The sequence below is a fragment of the Pontibacterium granulatum genome (assembly GCF_029961155.1).
GTDB classification, from domain to species: domain Bacteria; phylum Pseudomonadota; class Gammaproteobacteria; order Pseudomonadales; family Balneatricaceae; genus Pontibacterium; species Pontibacterium granulatum.
On sequence record NZ_JASBRH010000001.1, the window covers coordinates 14460 to 40226 of the forward strand.

The following is a 25767-nucleotide window of genomic DNA, read 5'->3' on the forward strand; positions in this document are numbered from 1 at the left end:
CTTACAGTACCGCGCAAGGGTAAGAGCCCAACAGTTTCAGCTCATCGCTGCCGGCTGTGACTTCCGCCAATACTTTCTTCACCGCCTCATCGGAGCTGTGGCCTTCAAAATCAATGTAGAACATGCAGCCGTTGCTGAGGGCGCGAGTCTCGACACGAGTCAGACTGATCTGATGACGATAGAACGGCTCCAGCAACTGGTACAAGGCACCCGGTTTGTTCTTGGTGGACACCAGAATCGATGTTTTATCCACACCGCTGGAATCCACAACCTGGTTACCCACAATCAGGAAACGAGTGCGGTTATCCGGCTGATCTTCGATGTTGCGAGCACCGATCTCCAGTTCGTACAGTTCTGCAGCCATATCACCGGCAATCGCCGCCATTGTGCCGTCGCAGTCCGCGATCATGCGCGCCGCTTCGCCATTGGACATCACGGCCACACGTTCGGCATCCGGTAAGTGGCTATCAAGCCAGACACGGCACTGCGCCAAAGACTGGTGGTGAGCAACCACGCGGGTAATGCCAGACAGCTCCGCGCCGTTTTTCAGCAGCAGATGCTGATGCACCGGCAGCTCAACTTCACCACAGATGGTAACGTCGTAACGCTTAAACAAGTCCAGGGTATGATTAACAATACCTTCAGAAGAGTTTTCGATCGGCACTACACCGTAATGCGCATTACCGGACTGCACTTCACGGAACACTTCGCTCACGGAATTCAGCGGCACGCTCACTGCTGAGTGACCAAAGTGTTTGAGTGCCGCCTGTTGAGTGAAGGTACCGGCTGGCCCCAGAAATGCCACGCGCATCGGCTCTTCAAGTGCCAAACACACTGACATCACTTCACGGAACAGACGAGCCACGTCTTTATCCGGCAAAGGGCCTGCGTTGCGCTCCATCACGCGACGCAGCACCTGTGCTTCGCGCTCAGGTCGATAAAACACCACCTCTTCATCACCCTGGTGCTTCAGTTTTACCTCGGCAACCTGCTGAGCACATGAAGCGCGCTTGTTCAGCAGTTCGTGAATCTGCTTATCGATGGAGTCGATCTGCTGACGCAGGACGCCTAATTCCTTTTCCTGATCACTCATAACAAACTCTTCTTACTTACTCATTAAGCGGTATGTTGTTCTGCAAACTGTTGCATGAATGCAATCAATGCATCCACGGAACTTTCAGGCACAGCGTTATAGATGCTGGCACGCATACCGCCCACTGAACGGTGACCTTTCAGGTTAAGAAGACCCGCTTCCTCAGCTGCGTTCAGGAAGGCCTTGTCCAGGCTGTCATCCGCCAGTGTGAAAGGGACATTCATCCAGGAACGTCCGTTAATCGCCACCGGGTTGTTGTAGAAACTGCTGTTATCGATAAAGGCATACAGTTTGTCAGCCTTGCGCTGATTAACCTCAGCCATCGCTTCCAGGCCACCCTGCTCTTTCAGCCACTTGAACACTAAACCCGCCAGATACCAGCCGAAGGTTGGAGGCGTGTTGAGCATGGAACCATTTTCCGCATGCACGGTATAGTTCATCATGGTTGGCGCAGTTTCAGCGCAATGCCCCAGCAGGTCTTCACGGATGATAACGACAACCAGGCCTGCAGGACCGATGTTTTTCTGCGCACCCGCGTAGATCATGCCAAACTTGCTTACGTCCAGCGGACGGGACAGGATGGTGGAGGACAGATCAGCCACCAGCGGCACATCCCCCGTATCTGGGATGTAATCGAATTCCAGACCACCGATGGTTTCGTTTGGTGTGTAGTGCACGTATGCCGCTTCCGGGTCCAGCTGCAACTCTTCCTGCGCAGGAATCGTGGTGAAGTTGGTTGCTTCGGTAGTGGCCGCGATGTTGACCTCACAGTATCGCTGCGCTTCCTGGATCGCTTTCTTCGACCAAACGCCGGTGTTGATGTAGTCCGCTTTAGACTTATCACCCAGCAGGTTGAGAGGAATCATACCGAACTGAGCGGTAGCGCCCCCCTGCAGGAAGATCACCTTGTAGTTGTCAGGAATCACCAGCAGATCACGCAGATCCTGCTCGGCTGTTTCCGCTACGGAGACAAACTCCTTGCTGCGGTGGCTCATCTCCATAATGGAGAGACCGTTACCGTGCCAATCGAGCAGTTCTTTCTGTGCGATTTCCAGTACAGCTTCCGGCAGTGCCGCCGGGCCAGCGCTAAAGTTGTGCTTACGTGTCATAGTCGCCTTAAATAAACCATCAGTGTGCAGGTAAAAAGTGCGGCAATAGCCGCACTTTTGGTTTATGCGTCGTCTGACGCTTCCGGGGTTTCAGCAGCATCTGCCGGCTCGGCAACTGGCTGCTCAGCGTGGGTATCGTCAGGCGCCTGCGCCTCGTCGTCCTCGCTTTCTTCCGGTTCTTCAATGCGGGCCAGGCCCACCAGACTTTCATCCTCAGCTACACGGATCAGAGTAACACCCTGGGTGTTACGTCCCAGCTCTGAAATCTCCTCGGTGCGGGTACGCACCAATGTTCCCTGGTCGCTGATCAGCATTACGTCGTCGCCTTCGAAGACCTGGACAGCCCCTGCCAGATCACCATTACGCTCGGACCACTGCTGAGCAATCACACCCTGACCACCACGGCCTTTCACCGGGAACTCATCGATAGCGGTGCGCTTACCGTAACCGTTGACGGAGGCCGTCAGGATTACGCCGTTCTCCTGAGGAATGATCAGTGCGATAACGCGGGTTCCATCCGCCATACGGATACCACGCACACCGCGTGCGGTACGCCCCATCGGACGTACATCATCCTCATGGAAACGCATCGCCTTACCGGCGCTGCTCATCAGCATCACATCGTCGTTACCGTTGGTGATTGCTGCACCTATCAGGCGGTCGCCTTCGTTCAGATCCAGTGCAATCAAACCAGACGTACGCTGACGAGAGAACGCACTCAAGGTTACTTTCTTAACGGTACCCAATTCGGTTGCCATGAAGACAAAACGATCATCGCTGTATTCGTTAACCGGCAGGATGGTGGTGATACGCTCACCCTCTTCCAGCGGCAGAATGTTGACGATAGGGCGGCCACGCGCCGTGCGGCTGGCCTGAGGAATCTCGTACACTTTCAGCCAGTACACCTTACCCCGACTGGTGAAACAGAGAATCGTGTCATGGGTATTGGCCACCAGCAGGTGCTCGATGAAGTCCTCATCTTTCACTGCGGTCGCAGACTTACCTTTGCCACCGCGGCGCTGCGCCTGGTAATCAGTGATCGGCTGGGTCTTGGCGTAACCACCGTGGGAGATGGTCACAACCATGTCCTCTTCGGTGATCAGGTCAGCCACGGTCAGATCCTGACGGGATGCAATGATCTCGGTACGACGCTCATCACCGTACTCTTCCAGAACCGCTTCCAGCTCTTCACGGATCACTTCCATCAGGCGTTCGTGGGAACCCAGAATTTCCAGCAGCTCGGCAATACGCTCCAGCAGTTCCTGGTATTCGGCGATCAGCTTTTCGTGTTCCAGACCGGTCAGACGGTGCAAGCGCAGTTCCAGAATTGCCTGTGCCTGTACAGGTGACAGGTGGTAGTGACCATCACGCAAGCCGTACTGATCTTCCAAATCTTCCGGACGGCAGGCATCTTCACCTGCACGTTCCAGCATAGATACCACGTCACCTGGCGCCCACGCCTCAGCAATCAGACGTTCTTTCGCTTCCGCGGGGGTCGGCGAGCTCTTGATCAGCTCAATCACTGGATCGATGTTCGCCAAGGCAATTGCCAGACCTTCCAGAATGTGACCACGCTCACGCGCTTTACGCAGCTCGAATACGGTACGACGGGTTACCACTTCACGGCGGTGACGGATGAAGTTTTCCAGCAAAGACTTCAAATCCAGCGTACGTGGCTGACCATCCACCAGTGCGACCACGTTGATACCGAACACGCTTTCCATCTGGGTCTGTGCGAAGAGGTTATTCACGATAACCTCTGGTACTTCGCCTCGACGCAGCTCGATCACGATACGCATACCGTCCTTATCGGACTCGTCACGCAGCTCGGTGATACCTTCCAGCTTCTTCTCTTTAACCAGCTCGGCGATCTTTTCGATCAGACGAGCTTTGTTCAGCTGGTATGGAATCTCAGTCACGATGATGGACGCTTTACCACGGGCGTCTTCTTCCACATGGTGCTTGGCACGCACGTAGATTCGACCACGTCCGGTACGGTACGCCATCAGAATACCGGCACGACCGTTGATAATACCGCCGGTCGGGAAGTCTGGCCCGGGGATGTATTCCATCAGCTCGTCAACGGTCAGATCACCGTTTTCGATCAGGGCGATACAGCCTTTCACCACTTCCGTCAGGTTGTGGGGCGGGATGTTGGTTGCCATACCCACCGCGATACCCGCAGACCCGTTGACCAAGAGGTTCGGTACACGGGTCGGCAATACTTCAGGGATCTTCTCGGTGCCGTCGTAGTTATCTACGAAATCGACGGTCTCTTTTTCCAGATCTGCCAGCAACTCGTGGGAGATCTTGTCCATGCGGATCTCGGTGTAACGCATCGCCGCAGCGGAGTCACCGTCAACCGAACCGAAGTTACCCTGACCATCGACAAGGGTGTAGCGCATGGCAAAATCCTGCGCCATACGAACGATGGTGTCATATACAGCACTGTCACCATGGGGGTGGTATTTACCGATTACGTCACCCACCACACGCGCAGATTTTTTATACGGCTTGTTCCAGTCGTTGCTCAGTTCATTCATCGCGAACAACACACGACGGTGAACCGGCTTGAGGCCGTCACGAACATCAGGAAGTGCTCGGCCCACGATGACACTCATGGCGTAGTCCAGGTAGGACTGTTTGAGTTCATCCTCAATATTGACTGGCAAAATCTCTTTGGCTAGTTCACCCATTCACTATCCTTCGATCAGCTCATCCGGCGACTGAATCCGCCGGTTCTCTATAACCGGACGAGTATACCACATCAGAATCACAATGCCTGTAAAATGAAGACATTAGGTACAGATAGTTGAAAGTACAAAAAACGCTCCTGCGGCCTTAGAAAAGCTCTCAGAGGCATTCAATCATTTTTAGCTGTGCAAAAGTTGGACGATTTTCCCCGCTATGCGCTCCTCCGCACCAGTGGTAAAATGACCGTTCACCAAGGGAGATCTGCTGTAACCATGAGCACGAATAGCCAAGCCGAAAATCTGAATGTCGACCACGAAGAGATTGCCAAGTTTGAACAACTGGCCAGCAAGTGGTGGGACCGCAATAGTGAGTTTAAACCCCTGCACGACATCAACCCCTTACGCGTGGGCTTTATCGACCAGATCGCACGCCTGGCAGGCAAAGAGGTACTGGACGTCGGTTGCGGCGGAGGTATCCTGTCCGAATCAATGGCCCAGCGCGGTGCAACCGTAACCGGCATCGACATGGGCGAAGCCCCCCTGAAAGTTGCCAAACTGCATGGCCTGGAGAGTGGTGTAAAGGTCAGCTACAAGCAGATTCCGGTCGAAGAGCTGGCAGCACAGCAGCCGGAATCCTTTGACGTTGTCACCTGCATGGAAATGCTGGAACACGTACCCGACCCATCCTCCATTGTCCGTGCCTGCTCACAGCTGGTTAAACCAGGCGGTTACGTATTCTTCTCCACCCTGAACCGCAACCCCAAGGCCTATCTGTTTGCCATAATGGGTGCAGAACAGATCTTGAAGCTGGTGCCAAAGGGTACCCACGACTTCAAGAAATTCATCCGCCCGTCCGAGCTGGGCACCTGGATTCGCCAGAGCGGCCTTCAGAGTCTGGAGATAACCGGCTTGGTTTACAACCCGCTCACCAAAGCGTACCGTCTGAATCCGCGTGATGTAGACGTAAACTACATGATCGCTACCCGCAAACCGGCGGAGTAAACACAGATGAACCAGCCACTGGAAGCGGTACTGTTCGACCTGGACGGTACCCTGCTGGATACGGCACCTGATTTTCACTGGGTGATCAATAAGTTACTACAGGAAGAGAACCGCTCACCGATATCGTTGGAGTTTCTGCGCCAGCATGTTTCCAACGGTGCCCGAGCGATGGTCTGCGCCGCCTTCGAAATCGAGATCGACAACGACCGTTTTGGCGAGCTGCACCAGCGCATGCTGGATCTCTACCTGCAGCATCTGGATGTGCACACGGCGCCCTTCAATGGCATCAGCGACCTGCTCAACTGGCTCGACCAACAACAGATCCCATGGGGCATCGTGACTAACAAACCGGAACTCTATACGCTACCGGTTATGCGAGGACTGAACTTGCACGACCGCGCTGGCAGCATTATCTGCCCGGATCATGTCACCGAGCGCAAACCCCATCCGGAGCCACTATTTCTGGCGTGCACCCAAATCGGCTGCACACCTGAGAACACGCTCTACGTAGGTGATCATATCCGTGATATTGAGAGCGGCCGCCGCGCCGGAATGCACACCATCGCTGCGTGCTATGGCTATATCGACGCCGATACCAATACCCTGGACTGGGAAGCTGATCACTACGTGGACTGTGCATCGGAAATTAAGCCCCTGCTACAATCAATCTACGCTTTAAATTAAGGAACGGGACCCATGTTTGATTACCAAGCTCCTGAACAACTCCTCGAGGGCCGCATCATTCTGGTCACCGGCGCAGGCGACGGCATTGGCCGCGCTGCGGCCAAAACCTATGCCGCTCACGGCGCCACCGTTGTATTGCTAGGCCGCACGTTAGAAAAACTCGAAAGCCTTTACGATGAGATTGAAGCAGCCGGTTATCCACAGCCTGCGATTGTCCCATTGAATCTGGAAAGCGCGACCGAGCACGAGTACATGGAGCTGGCCAATACGCTGGAGCAGGAGTTCGGTCGCCTGGACGGCCTGCTGAACAACGCCGGATCGCTGGGTGTTCGCACGTCCATTGAAACTTACGACCCAACCATCTGGAATCAGGTGATGCAGGTTAATGTCAACGCATCTTTTATGCTGACCCAAGCCCTGCTGCCACTGCTGCAGGAATCCGATGACGCCTCCATTGTGTTCACGTCCTCCGGCGTGGGCCGTAAAGGTCGTGCATATTGGGGCGCGTATGCAGTATCCAAGTTTGCCACTGAAGGCCTGATGCAGGTCATGGCTGACGAGCTGGAAAACACCAGCCCCATCCGTGTGAACTGCATCAACCCGGGTGCCACCCGCACTCAAATGCGGGTCACAGCGTATCCAGGTGAACCGCCTCAGACCAACCCGACACCGGAAGAGATCATGCCGGTCTACCTCTATCTGATGGGGGAAGACAGCAAAGAGGTTAACGGCCAGTCACTGAACGCCCAGTAATCTCAGCACCAGACACAAAAAAGCAGCCATAAGGCTGCTTTTTTTATTGGACGACATTCAGAACAATCAGTCCTGACGACGCTTACGATCCTCAGAGCGGCGGGTGCGCTGACGCTTATAGCGACGCTTCATCTGCTCTTTCTCAGCAATCGACAAGGAACGTGACTTCTTCGGCGCCACCTCCATCATCTTGCTCAGCTCCTTCACCTCTTTTGGCGTCATCTCACGCCAGGTGCCTGCACGTACATCACTCGGCAGGAAAACCGGGCCATAACGCACACGTTTCAGACGGCTAACCTGCAGCCCTTGTGATTCCCAAAGGCGACGCACTTCACGGTTACGCCCTTCCATGACTACACAATGGAACCACTTGTTCGCACCTTCGCCGTCGAAGTACCGCACATCGGTAAAGCGTGCCATACCGTCTTCCAGCAGCACCCCCTCGGTCAGGGTCTGCAAGGTATTGTCTTCCACTTCACCCAAAATGCGTACCGCATATTCACGGTCGATATTGGCCGATGGGTGCATCAGGGCGTTTGCCAGTTCACCGTCAGTGGTAAACAGCAGCAAGCCGGAGGTATTAATATCCAGACGACCTATAGCAATCCAGCGCCCCTCTTTAAGTGGCGGCAGGTGACGGAATACCGTTGCCCGTCCTTCAGGATCATGACGGGTGCAGATCTCACCCACCGGTTTGTTGTAAATCAGCACTCGGCGCGTGGCATCTTTGCCAAACACCAGCTTTACTTCGTGACCATCGACCTTAACCACATCCTGCGGTCCGATGCGGTCACCCAAAGTCGCTTTTTCGTTATTTACGATAACACGACCGTCTTGTATCCAACGCTCCATCTCACGACGTGAGCCAATTCCAGAGCGCGCCAAAACTTTATGCAGCTTTTCATCAGCCATGTCAGACGCTCCAACATATCATTGATAATGAGATCAGCGAGGGCCGGCATGCCCACGCCTCAATAAACAAAAAAAGCCCGCAGGGAACATCCCCGCGAGCTTCTCTATTCTACCAGAACGAAGCGCAAATTATTTGATCAGGCAATCTTCTTTTGTGTTGCCTTTATCAAAGAACTTCTGAAAAGCGACAGGTGTACGGCCGCGGCCGGACCATTCGTGCGTAACACCTTCGTCGTCCGTAATACGGTATTTCGGCTGGACTTTTTTCTTCGGCGCAACGTCTATGGCACCCAAAAGATCCTCCAGATCGATACCCGCGTCCTTCATAGTTTGGCGGATTACATCGATTTTCTCTTCACGAGCCTGTCTTGCAGCTTCAGCTGCTTCCTCTTCCGCGCGCTTGTCGTCAGCAATCTCTTTCAAATCTGCCAGTACTTTTTCAATTTCTTCTACAGACAGGTCAGCGCATTGCTTACGCAGAGAGTTCTTACGAGTCAGCGTTTTTAGGAAATCGGACATTTTTCTGTTCACCAATAATTCAATGTAAATACGTGGATAACTTTATAGTTAATAGATTAGAAAAAATCCAAAAAAAAAGCGAAAAAAAATTCATTTTTTTCGCTTTTTTGTATTTCGCTAAAAATACAGCAGAAATTTAATAAAATTACAGCCCTTCAAGCGAGCCCGCACCCTCTCGGATAACTTCCGGCGTATCATCGACCAGGTTTACAACTGTGGTTGGCTCTATACCACAATAACCACCATCAATAACCAGATCCACCTGATGTTGCAGTACATCACGAATTTCATAAGGATCCATCATAGGATCAGCTTCACCCGGCAATATTAACGATGTACTCATAATGGGTTCACCCAGTTCCCGCATCAACTCAAGTGCTATTTCATTTTCAGGGATACGCAAGCCAATCGTACGGCGTTTAGGATGTAATAGCCGACGAGGCACTTCTGAGGTCGCTTTCAATATAAAGGTATAAGCACCCGGCGTATGAGATTTAAGTATACGGTAGGACTGGTTACCTACCTTTGCGTAGGTACCAATCTCGCTCAGATCGCGGCATACCAGGGTAAAGTTATGTTTATCATCTAACTGACGTATGCGCTTGATTCTTTCTAGTGCATTTTTATCACCTAGATGACACCCCAGGGCATACGCACTGTCGGTCGGGTAAACAATCACACCACCACTATTAATGATCTCAACCGCTTGTTTAATAAGTCGTTTCTGCGGGTTTTCCGGATGAATCTGAAAGAACTGGCTCACAGCTGCTATCCACGTCAGTTATATTAGCGCCAGTTTACCCTGTTCTTGCCTACGCCTGAAGCAACTTTGCCAACACGTGATTGGAATCATCCAGAACCGGAGGAAATTTACCAATATCGGTCCATCCATAGGATGGCGAGTGAAAATCACTGCCCGCAGAGATCATAATGTCCATTTTACGCGCTAAACGTTCCAGCTCTGCCTGGTGGTTTGGTGAGATTCCAGTATATGAAGCCTCTATGGCAGTTCCACCTTCTGATACAAAGTCAGTTACAACAGATCGTATTTTTGTGAATGTCATCTTGTATTTAGTCGGATGAGCGAGCACCGCCTCACCACCAGCACCTTTAATGACTGCAATTGCTTCCTCAAAACCCGGCCAGTCCATTTTTACATCGCCAGTTTTACCGGCACCCAGATATTGCTTAAACGCAGCCTGCTCACTGTTAACCGCACCTATATCAACCAACGCTTTAGCTATATGCGGGCGACCGATAATTGCATCAGCCGCGTGTATTTTAACCGCCGCGCAAAGTGCCTCTCGTGATATTCCGGCTTTAATCAGACGTTCACATATCTTATCTGCGCGTTTCTGACGTAGTTCATTTAGCCTCCGGAGATAACTGTTTAAATTGCAATCAGCCGGATCTACACCCAGCCCCACGATATGAAGCATGCGGTTATTCCAGTTTGCCGTTAGTTCAAGCCCCGGAATGAACTTAAGCAGTTCATTCTTTTGCTCAATAATCTTCTTCACACCGTTCAGTGTGTCATGATCAGTAAGGGACAACACCTCGACCCTTCTATCAAGCGCTCTCTGCAAAAGCTCTTCGGGCGGTAAGCTACCGTCAGATGCGGTACTGTGACAATGGAGATCATATTTTGGGAATAGAGTAGACATGACTGTTTATAACTGACCTTGGCAACCTTATACTCTAGACTTTACCAGATATTCAGCAGGCGCTATGAAACTACTCCTCGATTTTCTTCCGGTCATCATCTTCTTTGCCGTATATAAAGCCACGGATGACATCATCATAGCCACTGCAGTGCTGATTCCCGCGACACTGCTGCAGATGCTCTATACCTGGATTCGTACCCACACGATCGAAAAGATGCAGTTGGTAACACTGGTACTTGTGGTTATCTTGGGCGGTGCGACAGTACTGCTGCAGGACAAGACCTTTATCCAATGGAAGCCAACCGTCGTAAACTGGCTGTTCGGTCTGGCTTTTCTCGGCAGCCAATTTATCGGCTCGAAACCGATTGTACAGCGAATCATGGAAAGCAATCTGGAACTACCCACTTTTGCGTGGCGTAACCTAAACTACGCTTGGGTCGTGTTTTTTATTGCCATGGGCATCCTTAATCTCATCGTTGCCTACAACTTCAGCGAGGAGACTTGGGTAAACTTTAAGCTGTTTGGCATGCTTGGCCTGACATTGATATTTATTCTGGCGCAAGGACTGTACCTATCGCGTCATATCCAAAACACCGATAACCAAGACTAATCGGAGCACGACTGTGTATTACGTTATTTTTGCCGAAGATGTAGAAAACAGCCTTGAGAACCGCCTGAAGTCTCGCCCGGCCCATCTGGAGCGCCTTGAAGAGCTCAAGCAGCAGGGCCGTTTGTTTGCCGCCGGCCCGCTGCCTGCCATCGATTCTGAAGATCCCGGCGAAGCAGGCTTTACCGGCAGTTTGGTTATTGCTGAGTTTGATTCACTGGATGCGGCGCAAGCCTGGGCCGACGCCGATCCATATTTCGCCGCTGGCGTATATAAAAAGGTAACCGTAAAGCCGTATAAAAAAGTTCTGCCCTGAAACCAAAGAAGAGTTTCAGTAACCGCTCAGTTAGCAGTAGCACTACATAAGAACCTGCTTAATTAGGAGTACTCAAACCCACTGTTCAGTTTGAGTTAAGCGCGGTGAAGGTGTACTTCGCATACTGCAATTTATTCATCCGCCAAGTACAAGGAAAGAAACATGAAAAAGATCGCAATCGCTTCAGGCATTCTTCTGGCAGCCGCTGCAATGACTGCTCAGGCTCACCCAGAACACGAAGGCTACGTAACTCAAACAAACGATACTATCTGGCGCACAGGTTTTGGCGAATGCTGGCGTAACGGCTTCTGGAAAGAAGAGGATGCAATGCACGCTATTGAAGGCTGTGACGGCTACCAAAAGCCTGTCGTTGCTGAGCCTGCACCCGCACCGGCACCAGCCCCAGCTCCAAAACCTGTTGTTAAAAACATTCAGGTGACCGAACAACACATCGTATACTTCGACTTCGACAGCACTGAAGTCAAAAGCGTTGCAGAGATCACCTCTTACGTTGCTGGCTTGACTAAACTGGAAGGCATCACTCTGAGCGGTCACGCGGACAAACTGGGCGCGAGCGAGTACAACCTGGCGCTGTCTCGCAAACGTGTCAACGCTGTCGCTGACGCACTGGTAGAGGGTGGTGTTGATCGCGGCCTGATCACTACTGATTACCAGGGCGAAACCAAGCCTGTTAAAGCCTGTGCCAAAGACACCAAAACCTGTCTGGCGGAAAACCGTCGTGTAGAAGTCACCATCAACGGCGTAAAACAGGTTCAGCAGTAATCTGTTTCGGAGGGGCCTCGCGCCCCTCTATCTCTTATTAGATACGCACTTATGAAGCCCCCTCAGCTCCGTGTTCACGGCATTATTTCTGCTATTGAGCTTGAGGCCCCATTGATTGTAAACAACTACCGGGAACAAATAGTGTGTATCAATTGCATCATGGAGAGAGCCTGCATAGCCGAGACTATGGTGAATCTCAGCAATCCTGCCGGTGGGATACTCTGTACGAAAGGGAAAAGGAAGACGCTATTATGACTAGCCTGCTCTCCGCCCCCGCTTTGCAACAAAAAAACTACTTCTACCTAGGCCCATGAAATTACCCCGCTGGCTGGAGTGGATCCCTCTGGGCCGAGTTGAGGCAATCGATCCTGCAAAGCCGCCTTGCCCCGCCAACGCACTGGCAGAACATTTCTACCTACTTGACGTACGCACCTACGCTGAATGGTCGCAAAGCCGCATTCGCGGCAGCATCAATGTACCGCTGCACCGCTTCTCCTTACCCTCTCTGGATCTGGATACGATCAACAAGCCCGTGATCTGTATCTGCCTCAGCGCCCACCGCAGTACACCGGCGGTACGCAAACTACGCCGCGCAGGTATCGAAGCCTACGAACTCAAAGGCGGCATGCTGAACTGGTGGCGCTTGGACCTGCCAACCGAAAAAAGTTAAGCGATCATTGCTATCGCCGGTGCCTCCCGATACAGCAAAATCTGTCCACAAAAAAGGCGACCCGAAGGTCGCCTTTCTTAGTGCACCAGATTGGCTGACTTAACCAACCCAAACGCGTGCATTACGGAACATACGCATCCATGCACCGTCCTCATCCCATGCGTCCGGCGCCCAGGAATTCTGCAGGGCACGGAAGACACGCTCTGGGTGCGGCATCATGATGGTCACACGACCATCCGCAGAGGTCACACCGCTGATACCGTCCGGAGAGCCATTCGGGTTAGCAGGGTAGGTTGTGGTTACCTTGCCGTAGTTATCCACATAGCGCAGTGCAACCGCACCGCTGCCCTGCAGACCTGCCAGGTGCGCTTCGTCTTTAAACTCCGCACGACCTTCACCGTGTGCTACCGCAATCGGCATGCGCGAGCCCTGCATCCCCTGCAGGAAGATGGAGTTACTCTCCTGTACTTCAACCATCGCTACACGAGCTTCGAACTGCTCTGACTGGTTACGTACGAAGTGTGGCCACAGGTCGGTACCCGGAATCAGCTCATGCAGGTTGGACAGCATCTGACAGCCGTTACAGATACCCAGTGCGAAAGTGTCTTCACGGTTGAAGAAACTCTGGAACTGGTCACGTGCGCGGCTGTTGAACAGGATGGACTTCGCCCAGCCTTCACCCGCCCCCAGTACGTCGCCGTAGGAGAAGCCACCACACGCCACAAGACCTTTGAATTCGTCCAGCTCGCGACGACCTTCCAGAATGTCACTCATGTGCACGTCAACCGCATCGAAACCTGCGCGATCAAATGCCGCGGCCATCTCGATCTGACCGTTAACACCCTGTTCACGCACGATTGCCATCTTCGGACGGCTGCCGGTCTGGATAAACGGCGCTGCCACATCCTCGTTAATGTCGTAGCTCAGCTCTGCGTGTAACCCCGGATTTTCTACATCCAGCAGCGCGTCAAACTCCTGCTTCGCACACTCAGAGTTATCACGCATCGCCTGGATCTGGTAGGAGGTTTCCGCCCACCAGCGTTGCAACTGTACACGGCTCTCCGCGTAGATCTCTTCGTCGTCGAAGTGAACACAGATCTGATCGTCTTCGTTCGGGGAACCAATCACTTTCGCGATCTCACCCAGCCCCGCTGCGTTCAGCTCTGTCAGGACCTGTTCGGTGTTTTCACGTTTCACCTGCACCACTGCACCCAGCTCTTCTGCGTACAGGGCTGCCGCGAATTCGCTGCTGTCAGCAGCCAGCATATCCAGGTTCAGATCAATACCGGTGCGACCGGCAAATGCCATCTCCGCCACCGTGGTGAACAGACCACCGTCGGCACGGTCGTGGTAAGCCAGCAGCAGATCCTGTGTGTTCAGTTCCTGAACCGCAGCAAAGAATGCCGCCAGCTGTTCAGGGCTATCCACATCCGGCACATCCTGGCCCACTTCGTTGTATACCTGAGCCAGCGCAGACAGACCCAGACGGTTCTGGCCGCTACCGAGATCCAGCAGGATCAGGTCGGTTTCACCCAGGTCGGTACGCAGCTGCGGCGTCAGTGTCTTACGTGCATCGGTCACCGGCGCGAAACCGGAGATGATCAGGGACATCGGCGCAGTTACAGACTTGTCTTCACCGTTGTCGTTCCACACGGTACGCATGGACATGGAGTCCTTACCGACCGGGATGGTGATACCCAGCTGTGGACAGAGTTCCATACCCACCGCTTTAACGGTGTCGTACAGTTTTTCGTCTTCGCCCGGGTGTCCGGCTGCACACATCCAGTTTGCCGACAGTTTGATGTCGTTGATCTGCTTGATCGGCGCAGATGCCAGGTTGGTGATGGTTTCACCAATCGCCATACGACCGGACGCAGGGGAGTCCACCAGCGCCAGTGGGGTACGCTCACCCATCGCCATCGCTTCACCGGCGTAAGTATCGTAAGAAGACGTTGTGACGGCGCAGTTCGCTACAGGCACCTGCCATGGACCAACCATCTGGTCGCGGGCAACGGTACCGGTAATGGAGCGGTCACCGATGGTGATCAGGAAGGACTTGGATGCTACTGCAGGCAGCTTCATTACACGCTCTGCCGCATCTTTCAGATCGATTGCAGACGCGTCAAATGCTGGCACTTCGTAGGTCTTACGTTCTACGGAACGGTGCATTTTTGGTGGCTTGCCGAACAGTACGCTCATCGGCAGGTCAACCGGCTTGTTCTCAAAATGAGTGTCACCCAGGGTCAGGTGATGCTCTTCGGTTGCTTCACCCACAATCGCGTATGGGCAACGTTCACGGGCACAGATCGCTTCGAAACGCGCCAGATCCTTGGGCTCAACCGCCATAACGTAGCGTTCCTGCGCTTCGTTACACCAGATCGCCAGCGGGGACATGCCCGGCTCGTCGTTATTGACATTACGCAGCTCGAAGTTACCGCCACGGTTGCCGTCTTTTACCAGCTCAGGGAACGCGTTGGACAGACCACCCGCGCCCACGTCGTGGATAAAGGCAATTGGGTTCTCATCACCCTGCTGCCAGCACTGGTCGATCACTTCCTGACAGCGACGCTCCAGTTCCGGGTTGTCACGCTGTACAGAGGCAAAATCCAGGTCTGCAGAGGAGGTACCGGAGGACATGGAAGACGCCGCACCACCACCCAGGCCGATCTGCATTGCAGGACCACCCAGACAGATCAGTTTGGCACCAACAGCGATATCACCTTTTTCTACGTGCTCGCCACGGATGTTACCCAGACCACCAGCGATCATGATCGGCTTGTGGTAACCACGCACCTCTTCGCCAGCCGCACCGTTCACCTTCTGTTCGAAGGTACGGAAGTAACCGGTCAGCGCCGGACGACCAAATTCGTTGTTAAATGCCGCACCACCGATCGGACCTTCGATCATGATGTCCAGTGCGCTGACGATACGGTCTGGTTTGCCGTACTTGGACTCCCATGGCTGCTCAAAGCCCGGGATATTCAGATCGGATACGGTGAAACCGGTCAGACCCGCTTTTGGTTTGGAACCTTTACCGGTCGCACCTTCATCACGGATCTCACCACCGGAACCGGTCGCTGCACCCGAGTGCGGAGCGATCGCGGTTGGGTGGTTATGGGTCTCCACCTTCATCAGAATGTGGATATCTTCTTCGTTGTAGCCGTACTGCTTGGTTTCCGAATTAGGGAAGAAACGACCCGCTTTGGCACCCACAATTACGGATGCGTTGTCCTTGTACGCGGACAGAACGTTGTCACCGCCCTGCTCGTAGGTGTTCTTGATCATACCGAACAGGGACTTCTCCTGTGCTTCCCCATCGATATCCCAAGAGGCGTTGAAGATCTTGTGGCGGCAGTGCTCGGAGTTAGCCTGCGCAAACATCATCAATTCAACGTCGGTTGGATTACGCCCCAGCTCGTTAAAGCTGGCTACCAGGTAATCGATCTCGTCTTCCGCCAGCGCCAGACCCAGCGCAGTATTCGCTGTTTCCAGTGCAGCACGGCCACCGCCCAGAATATCCACAGTGGTCAGCGGTGCCGGAGATTCCTCCACAAACAGGGCAGATGCCGCGTCGATGCCTGGCAGAACCGCTTCAACCATACGGTCATACAGCTCAGCAACAATTGCATCCTGTGCGGCTTGATCCAGATCGCCGGATGCCTGAATATAGTACGCCACGCCGCGCTCGAGACGCTTTACACTGCTCAGGCCACAGTTGTGGGCGATGTCAGTTGCTTTGGAAGACCAAGGAGAGATAGTGCCCGGGCGGGGAACAACCAGGAATAGCTGGCCGGCAGGTTCTTCAACGTCAGCTTTTGGTCCGTAGCGCAGGATGCGGTCCAATACCTGTTGTTCGTCTGCTGATAGGTCCTGCTCCAAATCCGCAAAGTGCATGAACTCGCTGTACAGTGCTGTAACAGCAGGAACTTTGGACTGGAGAGCAGACAGCAGCTTTTCGTGACGGAAAGCAGAAAGAGCAGGTGCTCCACGCAATGCTAGCATGTTTTTTACAAGCCTCTTGAAGGTTGCCGGGCAAGCCGTGGTTACAGGAGAAAATTAGGCGGTAATTTTACCCGAAAGACCCCTAGGGATACCAGAAATAGCGCGCTTATGTTGTATGACTTTAAACGCAAGAAGGACATCATTGATCTGATCGGCATACTGATCCTGCTGATCATTCCGGCGCTCATTGGCTATAACAGCAAAACCGAGCTGCAAGCGATCCGTGAATCCGGCAGCCTGAAGCTGGTAACCCTCAACACACCCAGCACTTACTTCCTGGAGAAAGGCCAACCAGCAGGTTTCGAATATGAACTCGCCAAGGCCTTTGCCGATCACATCGGCGTTTCGCTGGAAATCATTGTCGCCCCCAGTTTCAGCGACCTGTTCACCCTGGTTAAAAACCGCGATGCCGATATCGCTGGCGCCAACCTGACCATTACACCGCAACGCCAGGAAAGCTTCGCGTTTTCGCCCTCCTACCTGCATACCAGCTCTGCGCTGATCTACCGGATCAAGCAAGGCAGTCCGGCCCCGAAAAAGCTGGAATCGGTGATCGGTCAAACCATCGTTGTCCCCACCAACAGCAGCCACATCGACGTTCTTAAGAAGCTCAAGGCCGAGAATCCGGAGCTGACCTGGCAGGAAAGCGATGAACCCGCCATCGACCTACTGGAACAGGTGCACGAGCGCAAGGTGGACTTCACCGTGATGGACGAAGTCACCTATAACTCGCAGAGTTCCTATTTCCCGGGCGTAAATAAAAGCATGCTGCTAAACAAACCTCAGCCGCTGGCCTGGATGTACTCCCCGCATCCCGATGACTCACTGAAACACGCACTCGAGCGCTTCTTTGCCAAAGAGAGTACGTTGGCGCTGATTGAGCAGCTTAAGACCAAGTACTTTCAGAGAGAAAACCGCCTCAATTTCTTCGACACCATCACCTTCCGCAATCAGATGGAAACCCGTTTCCCCAAGCTGGAAGCCTACTTCCATGACGCGGAGGCCGAAACCGGCATCAACTGGCAACTGTTAGCCGCCATCGCGTATCAGGAATCCCACTGGAACCGCAAAGCGGTGTCCCCAACCGGCGTACGCGGCATCATGATGCTAACCCGGGCGACCGCAAAAGAGATGGGCATTAAGAACAGGACCAATGCGGAACAAAGCATTCGTGGCGGCGCACGTTATTTAAAGAAGGTGATCGCAAAGATACCGGAGCGTATTCAAGGAGAGGACCGTATCTGGTTTGGATTGGCCAGCTACAACGTGGGTTACGGCCATCTGGAAGACGCCCGCATCCTGACCCAACGCGCCGGCAAGAATCCGGATAAATGGAAAGATGTACGTGAATTCCTACCTCTTCTCACCAAACCCCGCTACTACAAGACGGTTAAACGCGGGTATGCACGTGGTTATGAGCCCGTCATCTACGTAAAAAATATCCAACGTTACCTAGATCTGATTCGCTGGGAATTTCAACTACGCCAAATGCGCGAGGCCAGCAAACAAGGCCCCTTGCCGGATAGCAGCCAAAGCGCCAGCTCAATCAAGGAAGCCCCACTCACACTCTAGGCCACTTAAGAGGCGGGATTTTTTTCCGCGTTTTCCCGTGCCGCCTGCTTCGCTGCTTTTTTCTCTGCACGGCGCTGCTGAAAAAAGCGGCTGATGCGTTCGCTGCAGCACTCGGCCAGCACTCCACCAACCGCTTCGACACGGTGATTCATCCAGGGCTGCTCAAACACCTGCCCGTTACTGCACACCGCACCGGACTTAGGCTCGGTCGCACCGTAGACCACCCTGCGAATGCGGGCATGAATGATTGCACCTGCGCACATGGTACAGGGCTCTATCGTTACGTAGAGATCAGCATCCACCAAGCGGTAGTTCTCCACTTTCTGTGCCGCCGTACGTAGCGCCATGATCTCCGCGTGGGCGGTCGGGTCATGACCACTGATCGGGTGATTCCAGCCCTCACCTATCACTTCACCATCCAGCACAACTACCGCCCCCACGGGCACCTCTCCCACCTCAGCAGCACTTTCAGCCAACACAAGCGCACGACGCATCCAATGCTCATCCAACTGTCGCTGCACCTCAACTCTATTTGTTTCCATCAAAACCGCCTAAATCAACCAGACATTGCCGCCTACATTGAGCACATATTATGACAAATCACGTGCTGAGTTATGCATAGATGCACCGTCTTCCAGCCCTATTCCATCAACCACAGCAGACCTTCCCGCACACATCATTGCCCACAATACTTTAGAAAAAGCTTAACCATACGGTTGCAAAACCAAACGGCCAATCCAATACTTAGATACGAAACCCACTCGGAGTCTCTGATGTTCAAGATTCTCGTCACGACAAGCCTGTTGTTTCTGGCCGCTGTAAGCCTCCCTGTCAGCACCACTAACAGCCATCCACCTTTGTATCTTAGTGGTGATATGGCGCCGGATTCATCGATCACCAATGTAGACACCGACGATGATAGTGACATACCTGACCACTGGTTTCTCAAATCGGGATTCACACCTTGGCATCAGCACCCAACGCCATGGGTCTCTCTCGTTTTGCACCGCAGGCTCCATGCCCAAACATTAAGTCTCCACCCCATCCGCGCCCCACCGGAATCCCTGATTTGATCGGATTATGCCAAGCAAGCTACATCCATTTTGACACTTGCAAACGGCACCAATCACACACCATATCAGCAACTTCTACAGCTAAATTTTGGTACAACGTATCAGGGGATTTAACCATGAAAAACCTCAACCTCTACCAGACCACCGACATCGACAAGCTGGCAACACCCTCCGAAAGCCAGGAGCTTACTCTAGACTCGCCCGCACTGGCATTCTTCACAGATTTCGCATCAACAACACCTCAAGTCATCGAAGACACCACCGCGGCAGTTGATGTTCAATGGATGATGCAAAAAGCACATGTACGCATGAAACTCGTGGTAAATGCAGATGACCAATTTCTTGGTGTCATCAGCAGCGATCATTTGAGTGAACGCCGATTGGTACAAAAAATCTCGGAGGGGCTTAAGCGAGAAGAGATTTCCGTATCAGAACTTATGGTTTTAAAAACTGATCTAAAGGCACTCGACTACGACGAGGTCTCCCGCGCAACGATTCGTGAGGTGGTCGAGACACTGAAAGACTGGGGTGAACAACACTGTTTGGTAATCGACCAGACCACACACCATATCCGGGGCATTTTCTCCGCCAGTGACATATCCCGTAAGCTACGCTTACCTATTGATATTCAAGGACCACCGAGTTTCTATAACGTTTTTCTGGCAAAACACTAACGTCCACACAAGCGGGTGTTGCCGCCCGCTTTTCAAAAAAAACCCATTGTTTCCAATGGGTTTTTTTTCAACTCTAGGGATCGGTATCTGCTAGATCAGACGCCCGATCACTCCCACTCAATCGTTGCAGGTGGCTTAGAGCTCACATCGTAAGTCACACGGGATACGTGTGGAATCTCATTGATGATGCGACTGGATACAGTTTCCAGCAGCTCGTATGGCAGGTGCGCCCAACGCGCGGTCATGAAGTCGATGGTTTCTACGGCACGCAGTGCAATTACGTACTCGTAACGACGACCATCGCCCACAACACCTACGGACTTAACCGGCAGGAATACAGCAAATGCCTGGCTGGTTTTGTGATACCAATCAGCGTTGTGCAGCTCTTCGATGAAGATCGCATCCGCTTCACGCAGGATATCCGCGTACTCTTTCTTCACTTCACCCAGGATACGCACGCCCAGGCCCGGACCCGGGAATGGGTGACGGTAAACCATATCGTACGGCAGACCCAGTTCCAGACCGATCTTACGCACTTCATCTTTGAACAGTTCGCGCAGCGGCTCAACCAGTTCAAACGCCATATCTTCCGGCAAACCACCTACGTTGTGGTGAGACTTGATCACGTGTGCCTTACCGGTCTTCGCCGCAGCAGATTCGATCACATCCGGGTAGATAGTACCCTGAGCCAGGAAGTTAACGTCTTGCAGCTTACCGGCTTCGTCATCAAACACTTCGATGAAAGTGTTACCGATGATCTTACGCTTCTTCTCAGGGTCATTTTCACCACCCAGGCGTCCCAGGAACAGCTCTTCCGCATCAGCACGGACCACGCGAACGCCCATGTTCTTAGCGAACATGTCCATCACCTGATCACCTTCGTTCTTACGCAGCAGGCCATTGTCTACAAACACACAGGTCAGTTGGTCACCGATCGCCTTGTGCAGCAGTGCTGCAACAACGGAGGAATCCACACCGCCGGACAGACCCAGCAGCACCTTCTGATTACCCACCTGCTCACGCACTTTTTCGATCAGATCAGCGATGATATTTGCCGGGTTCCACAGTGCTTCGGTTGCACAGATATCACGTACGAAACGCTCCAGAATACGACCACCTTGTTTGGTGTGAGTCACTTCCGGGTGGAACTGTACACCGTAGAAGTTTTTCTCCGGATGACACATCGCTGCGATTGGAGCAGAGTCAGTAGACGCGATGATACCGAAACCTTCCGGCAGCTCGGTGACCTTGTCACCGTGGCTCATCCATACATCCAGCAGCAGGGAGCCGTTGTTCGCCAAGTGATCTTCAATACCTTCCAGCAAACGGCTTGGGCTGTCGCTCAGGCGCACCTGCGCGTAACCGAATTCACGCTTGTTGGAGGTTTCTACCTTACCGCCCATCTGCGCCGCCATGGTCTGCATGCCGTAGCAGATACCCAGTACCGGAACACCCAGCTCAAATACCACCTCAGGCGCGCGAGGAGACTCACCCTCTGTTACAGACTCAGGGCCACCCGCCAGGATGATACCTTTCGGATTAAAATCACGAATCTCCTGTTCATCCAGGTCCCAGGCGTAAATCTCACAATAAACACCAATCTCACGTACACGGCGCGCAATCAGCTGAGTGTACTGGGAACCAAAATCCAGAATCAGAATGCGTTGAGCATGAATATCTTGTGTCATCTACTGTCACTCCAGTGGAGTATCTAAAAACGAAAATGGGGCGGTTTTACACCACCCCATTGATCATAATGGATAATTATTTAGCCGACGCGATAGTTAGGCGCTTCTTTGGTGATGCTCACGTCGTGAACGTGGCTCTCCGCCATACCCGCGTTGGTGATGCGTACGAACTGCGGCACGGTACGCATGGTGGTGATATCTGCGCTGCCGGTATAACCCATCGACGCACGCACACCACCCATCAGCTGGTGTACCACACCGGCCATTGGACCTTTACACGGCACGCGGCCTTCGATGCCTTCCGGTACCAGTTTTTCCACACCCGCTTTCGCGTCCTGGAAGTAACGGTCGGAGGAACCGTTGCCCTGACCCATCGCCCCCAGAGAGCCCATGCCACGGTATGATTTGAAGGCACGCCCCTGGAACAATTCCACCTCGCCCGGTGCTTCGTCAGTACCCGCCAGCATGGAACCCACCATCACCGCGGATGCACCTGCGACGATCGCTTTGGACAGGTCACCGGAGAAACGGATACCACCGTCAGCAACAACCGGCACACCGTATTTTTCCATCGCGGTAGCAACGTTCGCTACGGCACTGATCTGTGGCACACCTACACCAGCAACAATACGAGTAGTACAGATGGAACCCGGGCCGATACCCACTTTCACACCGTCAGCACCCGCTTCAGCCAGCGCAATCGCTGCTTCTGCAGTTGCGATGTTACCGCCGATTACCTGCACCTGAGGGAAGTTGTCCTTAACCCAAGCGACACGGTCGATAACACCTTTAGAGTGGCCGTGTGCGGTATCAACGATGATTACGTCAACACCTGCAGCAACCAGTGCTGCTACACGATCCGGGGTTTCTGGGCCAGTACCCACTGCAGCGCCGACGATCAGACGACCCTGGCTATCTTTTGCTGCATTTGGGTAAGCCTTAGCTTTGTTCATGTCCTTCACGGTCATCATGCCGCGAAGTTTCCCCTCTTCATCTACAACCAGGATGCGCTCGATACGGTGTTTACGCAGCAGGTTGCGAACCTTATCTTTATCCACACCTTCTTCAACGGTTACCAGGCGATCCTTTGGCGTCATGATAGAGGCAACGTTCGCATCCAGATGATTTTCGAAACGCATGTCGCGGCTGGTCACAATACCCACCAGCTCACCATCATCCACAACAGGGAAACCGGAGAAGCCCATCTGGTCAGCCAGCTTTTGCAGCTCACCGACGGTCATGTCGGAAGTACAGGTGACAGGGTCATTTACAACACCTGATTCATATTTCTTAACGCGGCGAACTTCGTCTGCCTGCTGTTCAATGGTCAGGTTCTTATGAACGATACCGATACCGCCCTCCTGAGCCATTGCAATCGCCAGACGAGATTCAGTCACAGTATCCATCGCCGCAGACACCAATGGGATATTCAGTTCGATACCCTTGGTCAGACGGGTTTTCAGGGAAACGTCCTTAGGCAGTACTTCGGAGTAGCCCGGGACCAGCAACACATCGTCAAAAGTAAGTGCGTCTTCAGCGATTCGCAACATTCGCAGCCAACCTGTATTTCGTTGAAAAAATTAAGAGCGGAATTATACAGCCATTAGACTTTTTGCTCAATCAATCCTGACCAATCCGCAACGATAAATTCACGATCTGTATGCTGCGCTCATTCGATGACAGCAGTATAACGATTGAAAGAAAATCTCAGGCGCTGAAGCGGCATCAAAGTTGGTTTAAGATGGGCGCTATGTATAACGATAATCCCAACACCACTCGCGCCATCTCCGTTTCCGAACTAAACAAGCAGGCTCGTTCGCTGCTGGAGCGCTCCTTCCTGATGATCAGTGTAGAGGGGGAGCTTTCAAATTTCGTCCGCCCCAGCTCCGGCCACTGGTATTTCACCTTGAAAGACGACAAGGCCCAGGTACGCTGCGCCATGTTCCGCAACCGCAGCCAGTTCCTGAAATACCAGCCCAAGAACGGCGATCGTGTACTCGTGCGGGCCAAGGTCAGTCTGTACGAGGGACGCGGCGACTTCCAGTTGATCTGCGATTACATGGAAGAAAGTGGTTCCGGTCGTCTGCAACAGGCCTACGAAGAACTAAAAGCCCGGCTGCACCGCGAAGGCCTGTTCGACAACCAGCATAAAAAACCGCTGCCGAGCCACCCGGCGCATATCGGGATTATCACCTCCCCCACCGGGGCCGCCATCCACGATATCCTCACAGTAGTGAAGCGTCGCTTCCCAGGCCTTCCTGTCACACTGTACCCCACCGCGGTGCAGGGTGAAGAAGCGATTACACAGATAGAACGCGCAATTGAACTGGCTAACCGCCACAACATCTGCGATGTGTTAATCGTTGGCCGTGGTGGCGGCTCACTGGAAGATCTGTGGGCCTTCAACGAAGAGCGCGTTGCCCGCGCAGTATTCAACAGCCGGATTCCGGTGATCAGTGCCGTGGGTCACGAAGTAGATGTGGTCATAACCGATTTTATCGCCGATGTGCGCGCACCGACCCCATCCGCTGCGGCCGAGATGGTGAGTCCTGACCAGCACACATTGCAGCTGCGCCTGAATCAGGCGAAACAGCGCCTGGCATCGCAACTCAAGCGCCAGCTCTATTTCCGTCGGGAACGGCTAGTGGCACTGCGCGCCCGTCTGCGCCATCCTGGCGACCAGCTACGCCAGCAGGCCCAACGACTGGACGACCTGGAACAACGCATGCAACGGGCAATGCTGCGTAAACTCAGCGACCGTCAAACCCGCCTGCAGCACTTACAACAGCGCCTGCAGAACCAACAACCGAGTCAGCAGATCCGTCGCTATCGCCAGCAAGTGGTTCAATATCAGCACCAGCTACAGCAACTGCTCCAGGCGCGGTTGAGGCAAGCCCGAATGGAACTTAAAGCCCAGGCCGAGCGTCTCCATGCGGTAAGCCCTCTCGCTACTTTGGATCGAGGTTATGCCATCGTGCAGGACGAAAACGGAAAAGTGCTGCAGGACAGCCAGCAGGTAAAGGTGGGCGAACAGATTCAGACACGCCTGCAGAAAGGACGACTGCAGTGTACCGTTGACCAGATAATTACGGAGAATTGTTAATGCGTTTGCTCACTTCACTGCTCCCCCCAGCGGCTTTACTGGTTGCAAGCACATTGCTGCAAGCGGCAGACCTGCCGAAAGAATCCCGCGTACCGGGTGGCATCGCAGTTGTACCACTTCCTGGCCTGACCTCCTCCAAAGCCCCACAGGCCGACTTCCGCGGTAACCGCGTGATGGTCGTCAGCGCACAGGGTACGGAATATGAAAACCAGACCCGCTGGCTCGCCATTGTGGGTATCCCGCTAAAAGCCAAATCAGATCAACAACTGGTGATCTCCGCCGGTGGTGAAAAGTATCCGCTCACCATCCAGAACAAAGAGTACAAAGCGCAGTACCTGACCATCAAAAACAAGAAGCACGTCAACCCGGATCCGGAACAGGTGAAGCGATGGCGCCGGGAGAAAACCGAGATGGTCGCCGCCTTCAAACATTGGGAATCGATCGAACAGCCTCCGGTGAAATTTGAGCTGCCCGCTAAAGGACCGTTTAGCAGTCCATTTGGCTTGAAGCGCTTCTACAACAAACAACCCCGCAATCCGCACAGTGGTCTGGATATTGCCGCGCCTCAGGGCGCACCGATCACCGCGCCGGCAGCAGGCACTGTGCTCACAGTGGGAGACTACTTCTTTAACGGCAAAACCGTGATCATGGACCACGGTCAAGGCCTGACCACCATGTACTGCCATATGAGCCGTATCGACGTAAAACCCGGGGACAAACTGCAAACCGGCGATCCACTCGGCGCCATCGGAAAAACGGGTCGCGTCACCGGTCCACACCTGCATTGGAGCGTAAGCTTGAATAATGTACGGGTCGACCCAATATTATTCCTCGACAACTAATTTGGCGG

The 25767-nt window shown here is 53.3% G+C and carries 23 protein-coding genes; 12 read left to right on the forward strand and 11 right to left on the reverse strand.

Translation table 11 applies throughout. The features are described from left to right. Position 1 precedes the first annotated feature (1 nt). From pheA to gyrA, 3 genes are all read right to left on the reverse strand, one after another. Positions 2–1093, reverse strand: a complete 1092-nt coding sequence (pheA, locus tag QKW35_RS00075; protein WP_282350018.1) for a prephenate dehydratase — start codon at positions 1091–1093, stop codon at positions 2–4. A 23-nt stretch (positions 1094–1116) separates the two neighbouring features. Further along, positions 1117–2202: a 3-phosphoserine/phosphohydroxythreonine transaminase gene (serC, locus tag QKW35_RS00080; protein WP_282350019.1), complete on the reverse strand. Its 1086-nt coding sequence runs from the start codon at positions 2200–2202 to the stop codon at positions 1117–1119. Positions 2203–2264: 62 nt separating this feature from the next. Continuing rightward, a complete protein-coding gene (gene gyrA, locus QKW35_RS00085; protein ID WP_282350020.1) occupies positions 2265–4898 on the reverse strand; it encodes a DNA gyrase subunit A in 2634 nt (877 codons plus the stop codon). A gap of 270 nt (positions 4899–5168) precedes the next feature. On the opposite strand from gyrA, the gene ubiG reads away from it, so the two are divergent. From ubiG to QKW35_RS00100, 3 genes are read left to right on the forward strand one after another with little or no spacing between them, the layout of a single operon-like run. Then, a complete protein-coding gene (ubiG, locus tag QKW35_RS00090) occupies positions 5169–5897 on the forward strand; it encodes a bifunctional 2-polyprenyl-6-hydroxyphenol methylase/3-demethylubiquinol 3-O-methyltransferase UbiG (protein ID WP_282350021.1) in 729 nt (242 codons plus the stop codon). Between the two features lie 6 nt (positions 5898–5903). Next, complete coding sequence (locus QKW35_RS00095; RefSeq protein WP_282350022.1) at positions 5904–6581, forward strand: HAD-IA family hydrolase; 678 nt, start codon at positions 5904–5906, stop codon at positions 6579–6581. A gap of 12 nt (positions 6582–6593) precedes the next feature. Next, positions 6594–7334, forward strand: a complete 741-nt coding sequence (locus tag QKW35_RS00100) for a YciK family oxidoreductase (RefSeq protein ID WP_282350023.1) — start codon at positions 6594–6596, stop codon at positions 7332–7334. Between the two features lie 66 nt (positions 7335–7400). Here QKW35_RS00100 and rluB read toward each other — a convergent pair whose 3' ends face one another. The 4 genes from rluB to QKW35_RS00120 all read right to left on the reverse strand — a co-directional run bounded on the left by rluB (position 7401) and on the right by QKW35_RS00120 (position 10429). Further along, positions 7401–8246, reverse strand: a complete 846-nt coding sequence (gene rluB, locus QKW35_RS00105) for a 23S rRNA pseudouridine(2605) synthase RluB (RefSeq protein WP_282350024.1) — start codon at positions 8244–8246, stop codon at positions 7401–7403. 129 nt (positions 8247–8375) lie between these two features. Next, entirely contained in the window at positions 8376–8765 is a 390-nt protein-coding gene (locus tag QKW35_RS00110; protein ID WP_282350025.1) for an H-NS histone family protein, read from the reverse strand. 145 nt (positions 8766–8910) lie between these two features. Then, a complete protein-coding gene (locus tag QKW35_RS00115) occupies positions 8911–9528 on the reverse strand; it encodes an L-threonylcarbamoyladenylate synthase (RefSeq protein WP_282350026.1) in 618 nt (205 codons plus the stop codon). A gap of 49 nt (positions 9529–9577) precedes the next feature. Next, entirely contained in the window at positions 9578–10429 is an 852-nt protein-coding gene (locus tag QKW35_RS00120; RefSeq protein ID WP_282350028.1) for a PHP domain-containing protein, read from the reverse strand. A gap of 64 nt (positions 10430–10493) precedes the next feature. Here QKW35_RS00120 and QKW35_RS00125 point away from each other — a divergent pair, with 64 nt between their 5' ends. The 4 genes from QKW35_RS00125 (at position 10494) to QKW35_RS00140 (ending at position 12805) form a co-directional block, all read left to right on the forward strand. Next, on the forward strand, positions 10494–11039 hold the full coding sequence (locus tag QKW35_RS00125) for a septation protein A (RefSeq protein WP_282350029.1): 546 nt from the start codon (positions 10494–10496) through the stop codon (positions 11037–11039). Between the two features lie 13 nt (positions 11040–11052). Then, the gene (locus QKW35_RS00130; RefSeq protein ID WP_282350030.1) at positions 11053–11352 is read left to right on the forward strand and encodes a YciI family protein; all 300 of its coding nucleotides are present in this window, start codon (positions 11053–11055) and stop codon (positions 11350–11352) included. 162 nt (positions 11353–11514) lie between these two features. Next, complete coding sequence (locus QKW35_RS00135; protein WP_282350032.1) at positions 11515–12135, forward strand: OmpA family protein; 621 nt, start codon at positions 11515–11517, stop codon at positions 12133–12135. 310 nt (positions 12136–12445) lie between these two features. Continuing rightward, a complete protein-coding gene (locus QKW35_RS00140) occupies positions 12446–12805 on the forward strand; it encodes a rhodanese-like domain-containing protein (RefSeq protein WP_282350033.1) in 360 nt (119 codons plus the stop codon). 99 nt (positions 12806–12904) lie between these two features. Here QKW35_RS00140 and purL read toward each other — a convergent pair whose 3' ends face one another. Further along, positions 12905–16807 carry a phosphoribosylformylglycinamidine synthase gene (gene purL / locus QKW35_RS00145; RefSeq protein WP_282350034.1) on the reverse strand — a complete coding sequence of 1301 codons (3903 nt, stop codon included), beginning with the start codon at positions 16805–16807 and terminating at the stop codon, positions 12905–12907. Positions 16808–16915: 108 nt separating this feature from the next. Between purL and mltF the strand changes: the two genes are divergently transcribed. Then, the gene (mltF, locus tag QKW35_RS00150; protein ID WP_282350035.1) at positions 16916–18379 is read left to right on the forward strand and encodes a membrane-bound lytic murein transglycosylase MltF; all 1464 of its coding nucleotides are present in this window, start codon (positions 16916–16918) and stop codon (positions 18377–18379) included. Positions 18380–18384: 5 nt separating this feature from the next. On the opposite strand, the gene tadA is transcribed toward mltF, so the two are convergent. Then, complete coding sequence (gene tadA, locus QKW35_RS00155; RefSeq protein ID WP_282350037.1) at positions 18385–18921, reverse strand: tRNA adenosine(34) deaminase TadA; 537 nt, start codon at positions 18919–18921, stop codon at positions 18385–18387. Between the two features lie 231 nt (positions 18922–19152). Between tadA and QKW35_RS00160 the strand changes: the two genes are divergently transcribed. Further along, positions 19153–19452 carry a hypothetical protein gene (locus QKW35_RS00160; RefSeq protein WP_282350038.1) on the forward strand — a complete coding sequence of 100 codons (300 nt, stop codon included), beginning with the start codon at positions 19153–19155 and terminating at the stop codon, positions 19450–19452. 116 nt (positions 19453–19568) lie between these two features. Beyond that, positions 19569–20126, forward strand: a complete 558-nt coding sequence (locus tag QKW35_RS00165) for a CBS domain-containing protein (RefSeq protein ID WP_282350039.1) — start codon at positions 19569–19571, stop codon at positions 20124–20126. Between the two features lie 107 nt (positions 20127–20233). Here QKW35_RS00165 and guaA read toward each other — a convergent pair whose 3' ends face one another. Then, on the reverse strand, positions 20234–21814 hold the full coding sequence (guaA, locus tag QKW35_RS00170; RefSeq protein ID WP_282350040.1) for a glutamine-hydrolyzing GMP synthase: 1581 nt from the start codon (positions 21812–21814) through the stop codon (positions 20234–20236). Positions 21815–21894: 80 nt separating this feature from the next. Beyond that, positions 21895–23364, reverse strand: coding sequence for an IMP dehydrogenase (guaB, locus tag QKW35_RS00175; RefSeq protein WP_282350042.1), 1470 nt, complete (start codon positions 23362–23364; stop codon positions 21895–21897). 200 nt (positions 23365–23564) lie between these two features. Here guaB and xseA point away from each other — a divergent pair, with 200 nt between their 5' ends. After that, complete coding sequence (xseA, locus tag QKW35_RS00180) at positions 23565–24917, forward strand: exodeoxyribonuclease VII large subunit (RefSeq protein ID WP_282350043.1); 1353 nt, start codon at positions 23565–23567, stop codon at positions 24915–24917. Then, complete coding sequence (locus QKW35_RS00185) at positions 24917–25759, forward strand: peptidoglycan DD-metalloendopeptidase family protein (protein ID WP_282350045.1); 843 nt, start codon at positions 24917–24919, stop codon at positions 25757–25759. The genes xseA and QKW35_RS00185 overlap by 1 nt, the downstream gene beginning before the upstream one ends. The last annotated feature ends 8 nt before the right edge of the window (positions 25760–25767 follow it).

Bases quoted from the DNA above. Each gene is read 5' to 3' on its own strand.
- QKW35_RS00140 (WP_282350033.1), top strand. From the start codon at position 12,446: ATGAAATTACCCCGCTGGCTGGAGTGGATCCCTCTGGGCCGAGTTGAG.
- QKW35_RS00160 (WP_282350038.1), top strand. From the start codon at position 19,153: ATGTTCAAGATTCTCGTCACGACAAGCCTGTTGTTTCTGGCCGCTGTA.
- serC (WP_282350019.1), bottom strand. From the start codon at position 2,202: ATGACACGTAAGCACAACTTTAGCGCTGGCCCGGCGGCACTGCCGGAA.
- QKW35_RS00095 (WP_282350022.1), top strand. From the start codon at position 5,904: ATGAACCAGCCACTGGAAGCGGTACTGTTCGACCTGGACGGTACCCTG.
- QKW35_RS00110 (WP_282350025.1), bottom strand. From the start codon at position 8,765: ATGTCCGATTTCCTAAAAACGCTGACTCGTAAGAACTCTCTGCGTAAG.
- purL (WP_282350034.1), bottom strand. From the start codon at position 16,807: ATGCTAGCATTGCGTGGAGCACCTGCTCTTTCTGCTTTCCGTCACGAA.
- rluB (WP_282350024.1), bottom strand. From the start codon at position 8,246: ATGGCTGATGAAAAGCTGCATAAAGTTTTGGCGCGCTCTGGAATTGGC.
- ubiG (WP_282350021.1), top strand. From the start codon at position 5,169: ATGAGCACGAATAGCCAAGCCGAAAATCTGAATGTCGACCACGAAGAG.
- QKW35_RS00185 (WP_282350045.1), top strand. From the start codon at position 24,917: ATGCGTTTGCTCACTTCACTGCTCCCCCCAGCGGCTTTACTGGTTGCA.
- guaA (WP_282350040.1), bottom strand. From the start codon at position 21,814: ATGACACAAGATATTCATGCTCAACGCATTCTGATTCTGGATTTTGGT.
- guaB (WP_282350042.1), bottom strand. From the start codon at position 23,364: ATGTTGCGAATCGCTGAAGACGCACTTACTTTTGACGATGTGTTGCTG.
- tadA (WP_282350037.1), bottom strand. From the start codon at position 18,921: ATGGAAACAAATAGAGTTGAGGTGCAGCGACAGTTGGATGAGCATTGG.
- QKW35_RS00125 (WP_282350029.1), top strand. From the start codon at position 10,494: ATGAAACTACTCCTCGATTTTCTTCCGGTCATCATCTTCTTTGCCGTA.
- gyrA (WP_282350020.1), bottom strand. From the start codon at position 4,898: ATGGGTGAACTAGCCAAAGAGATTTTGCCAGTCAATATTGAGGATGAA.
- QKW35_RS00165 (WP_282350039.1), top strand. From the start codon at position 19,569: ATGAAAAACCTCAACCTCTACCAGACCACCGACATCGACAAGCTGGCA.
- mltF (WP_282350035.1), top strand. From the start codon at position 16,916: ATGTTGTATGACTTTAAACGCAAGAAGGACATCATTGATCTGATCGGC.
- pheA (WP_282350018.1), bottom strand. From the start codon at position 1,093: ATGAGTGATCAGGAAAAGGAATTAGGCGTCCTGCGTCAGCAGATCGAC.
- QKW35_RS00120 (WP_282350028.1), bottom strand. From the start codon at position 10,429: ATGTCTACTCTATTCCCAAAATATGATCTCCATTGTCACAGTACCGCA.
- QKW35_RS00135 (WP_282350032.1), top strand. From the start codon at position 11,515: ATGAAAAAGATCGCAATCGCTTCAGGCATTCTTCTGGCAGCCGCTGCA.
- xseA (WP_282350043.1), top strand. From the start codon at position 23,565: ATGTATAACGATAATCCCAACACCACTCGCGCCATCTCCGTTTCCGAA.
- QKW35_RS00100 (WP_282350023.1), top strand. From the start codon at position 6,594: ATGTTTGATTACCAAGCTCCTGAACAACTCCTCGAGGGCCGCATCATT.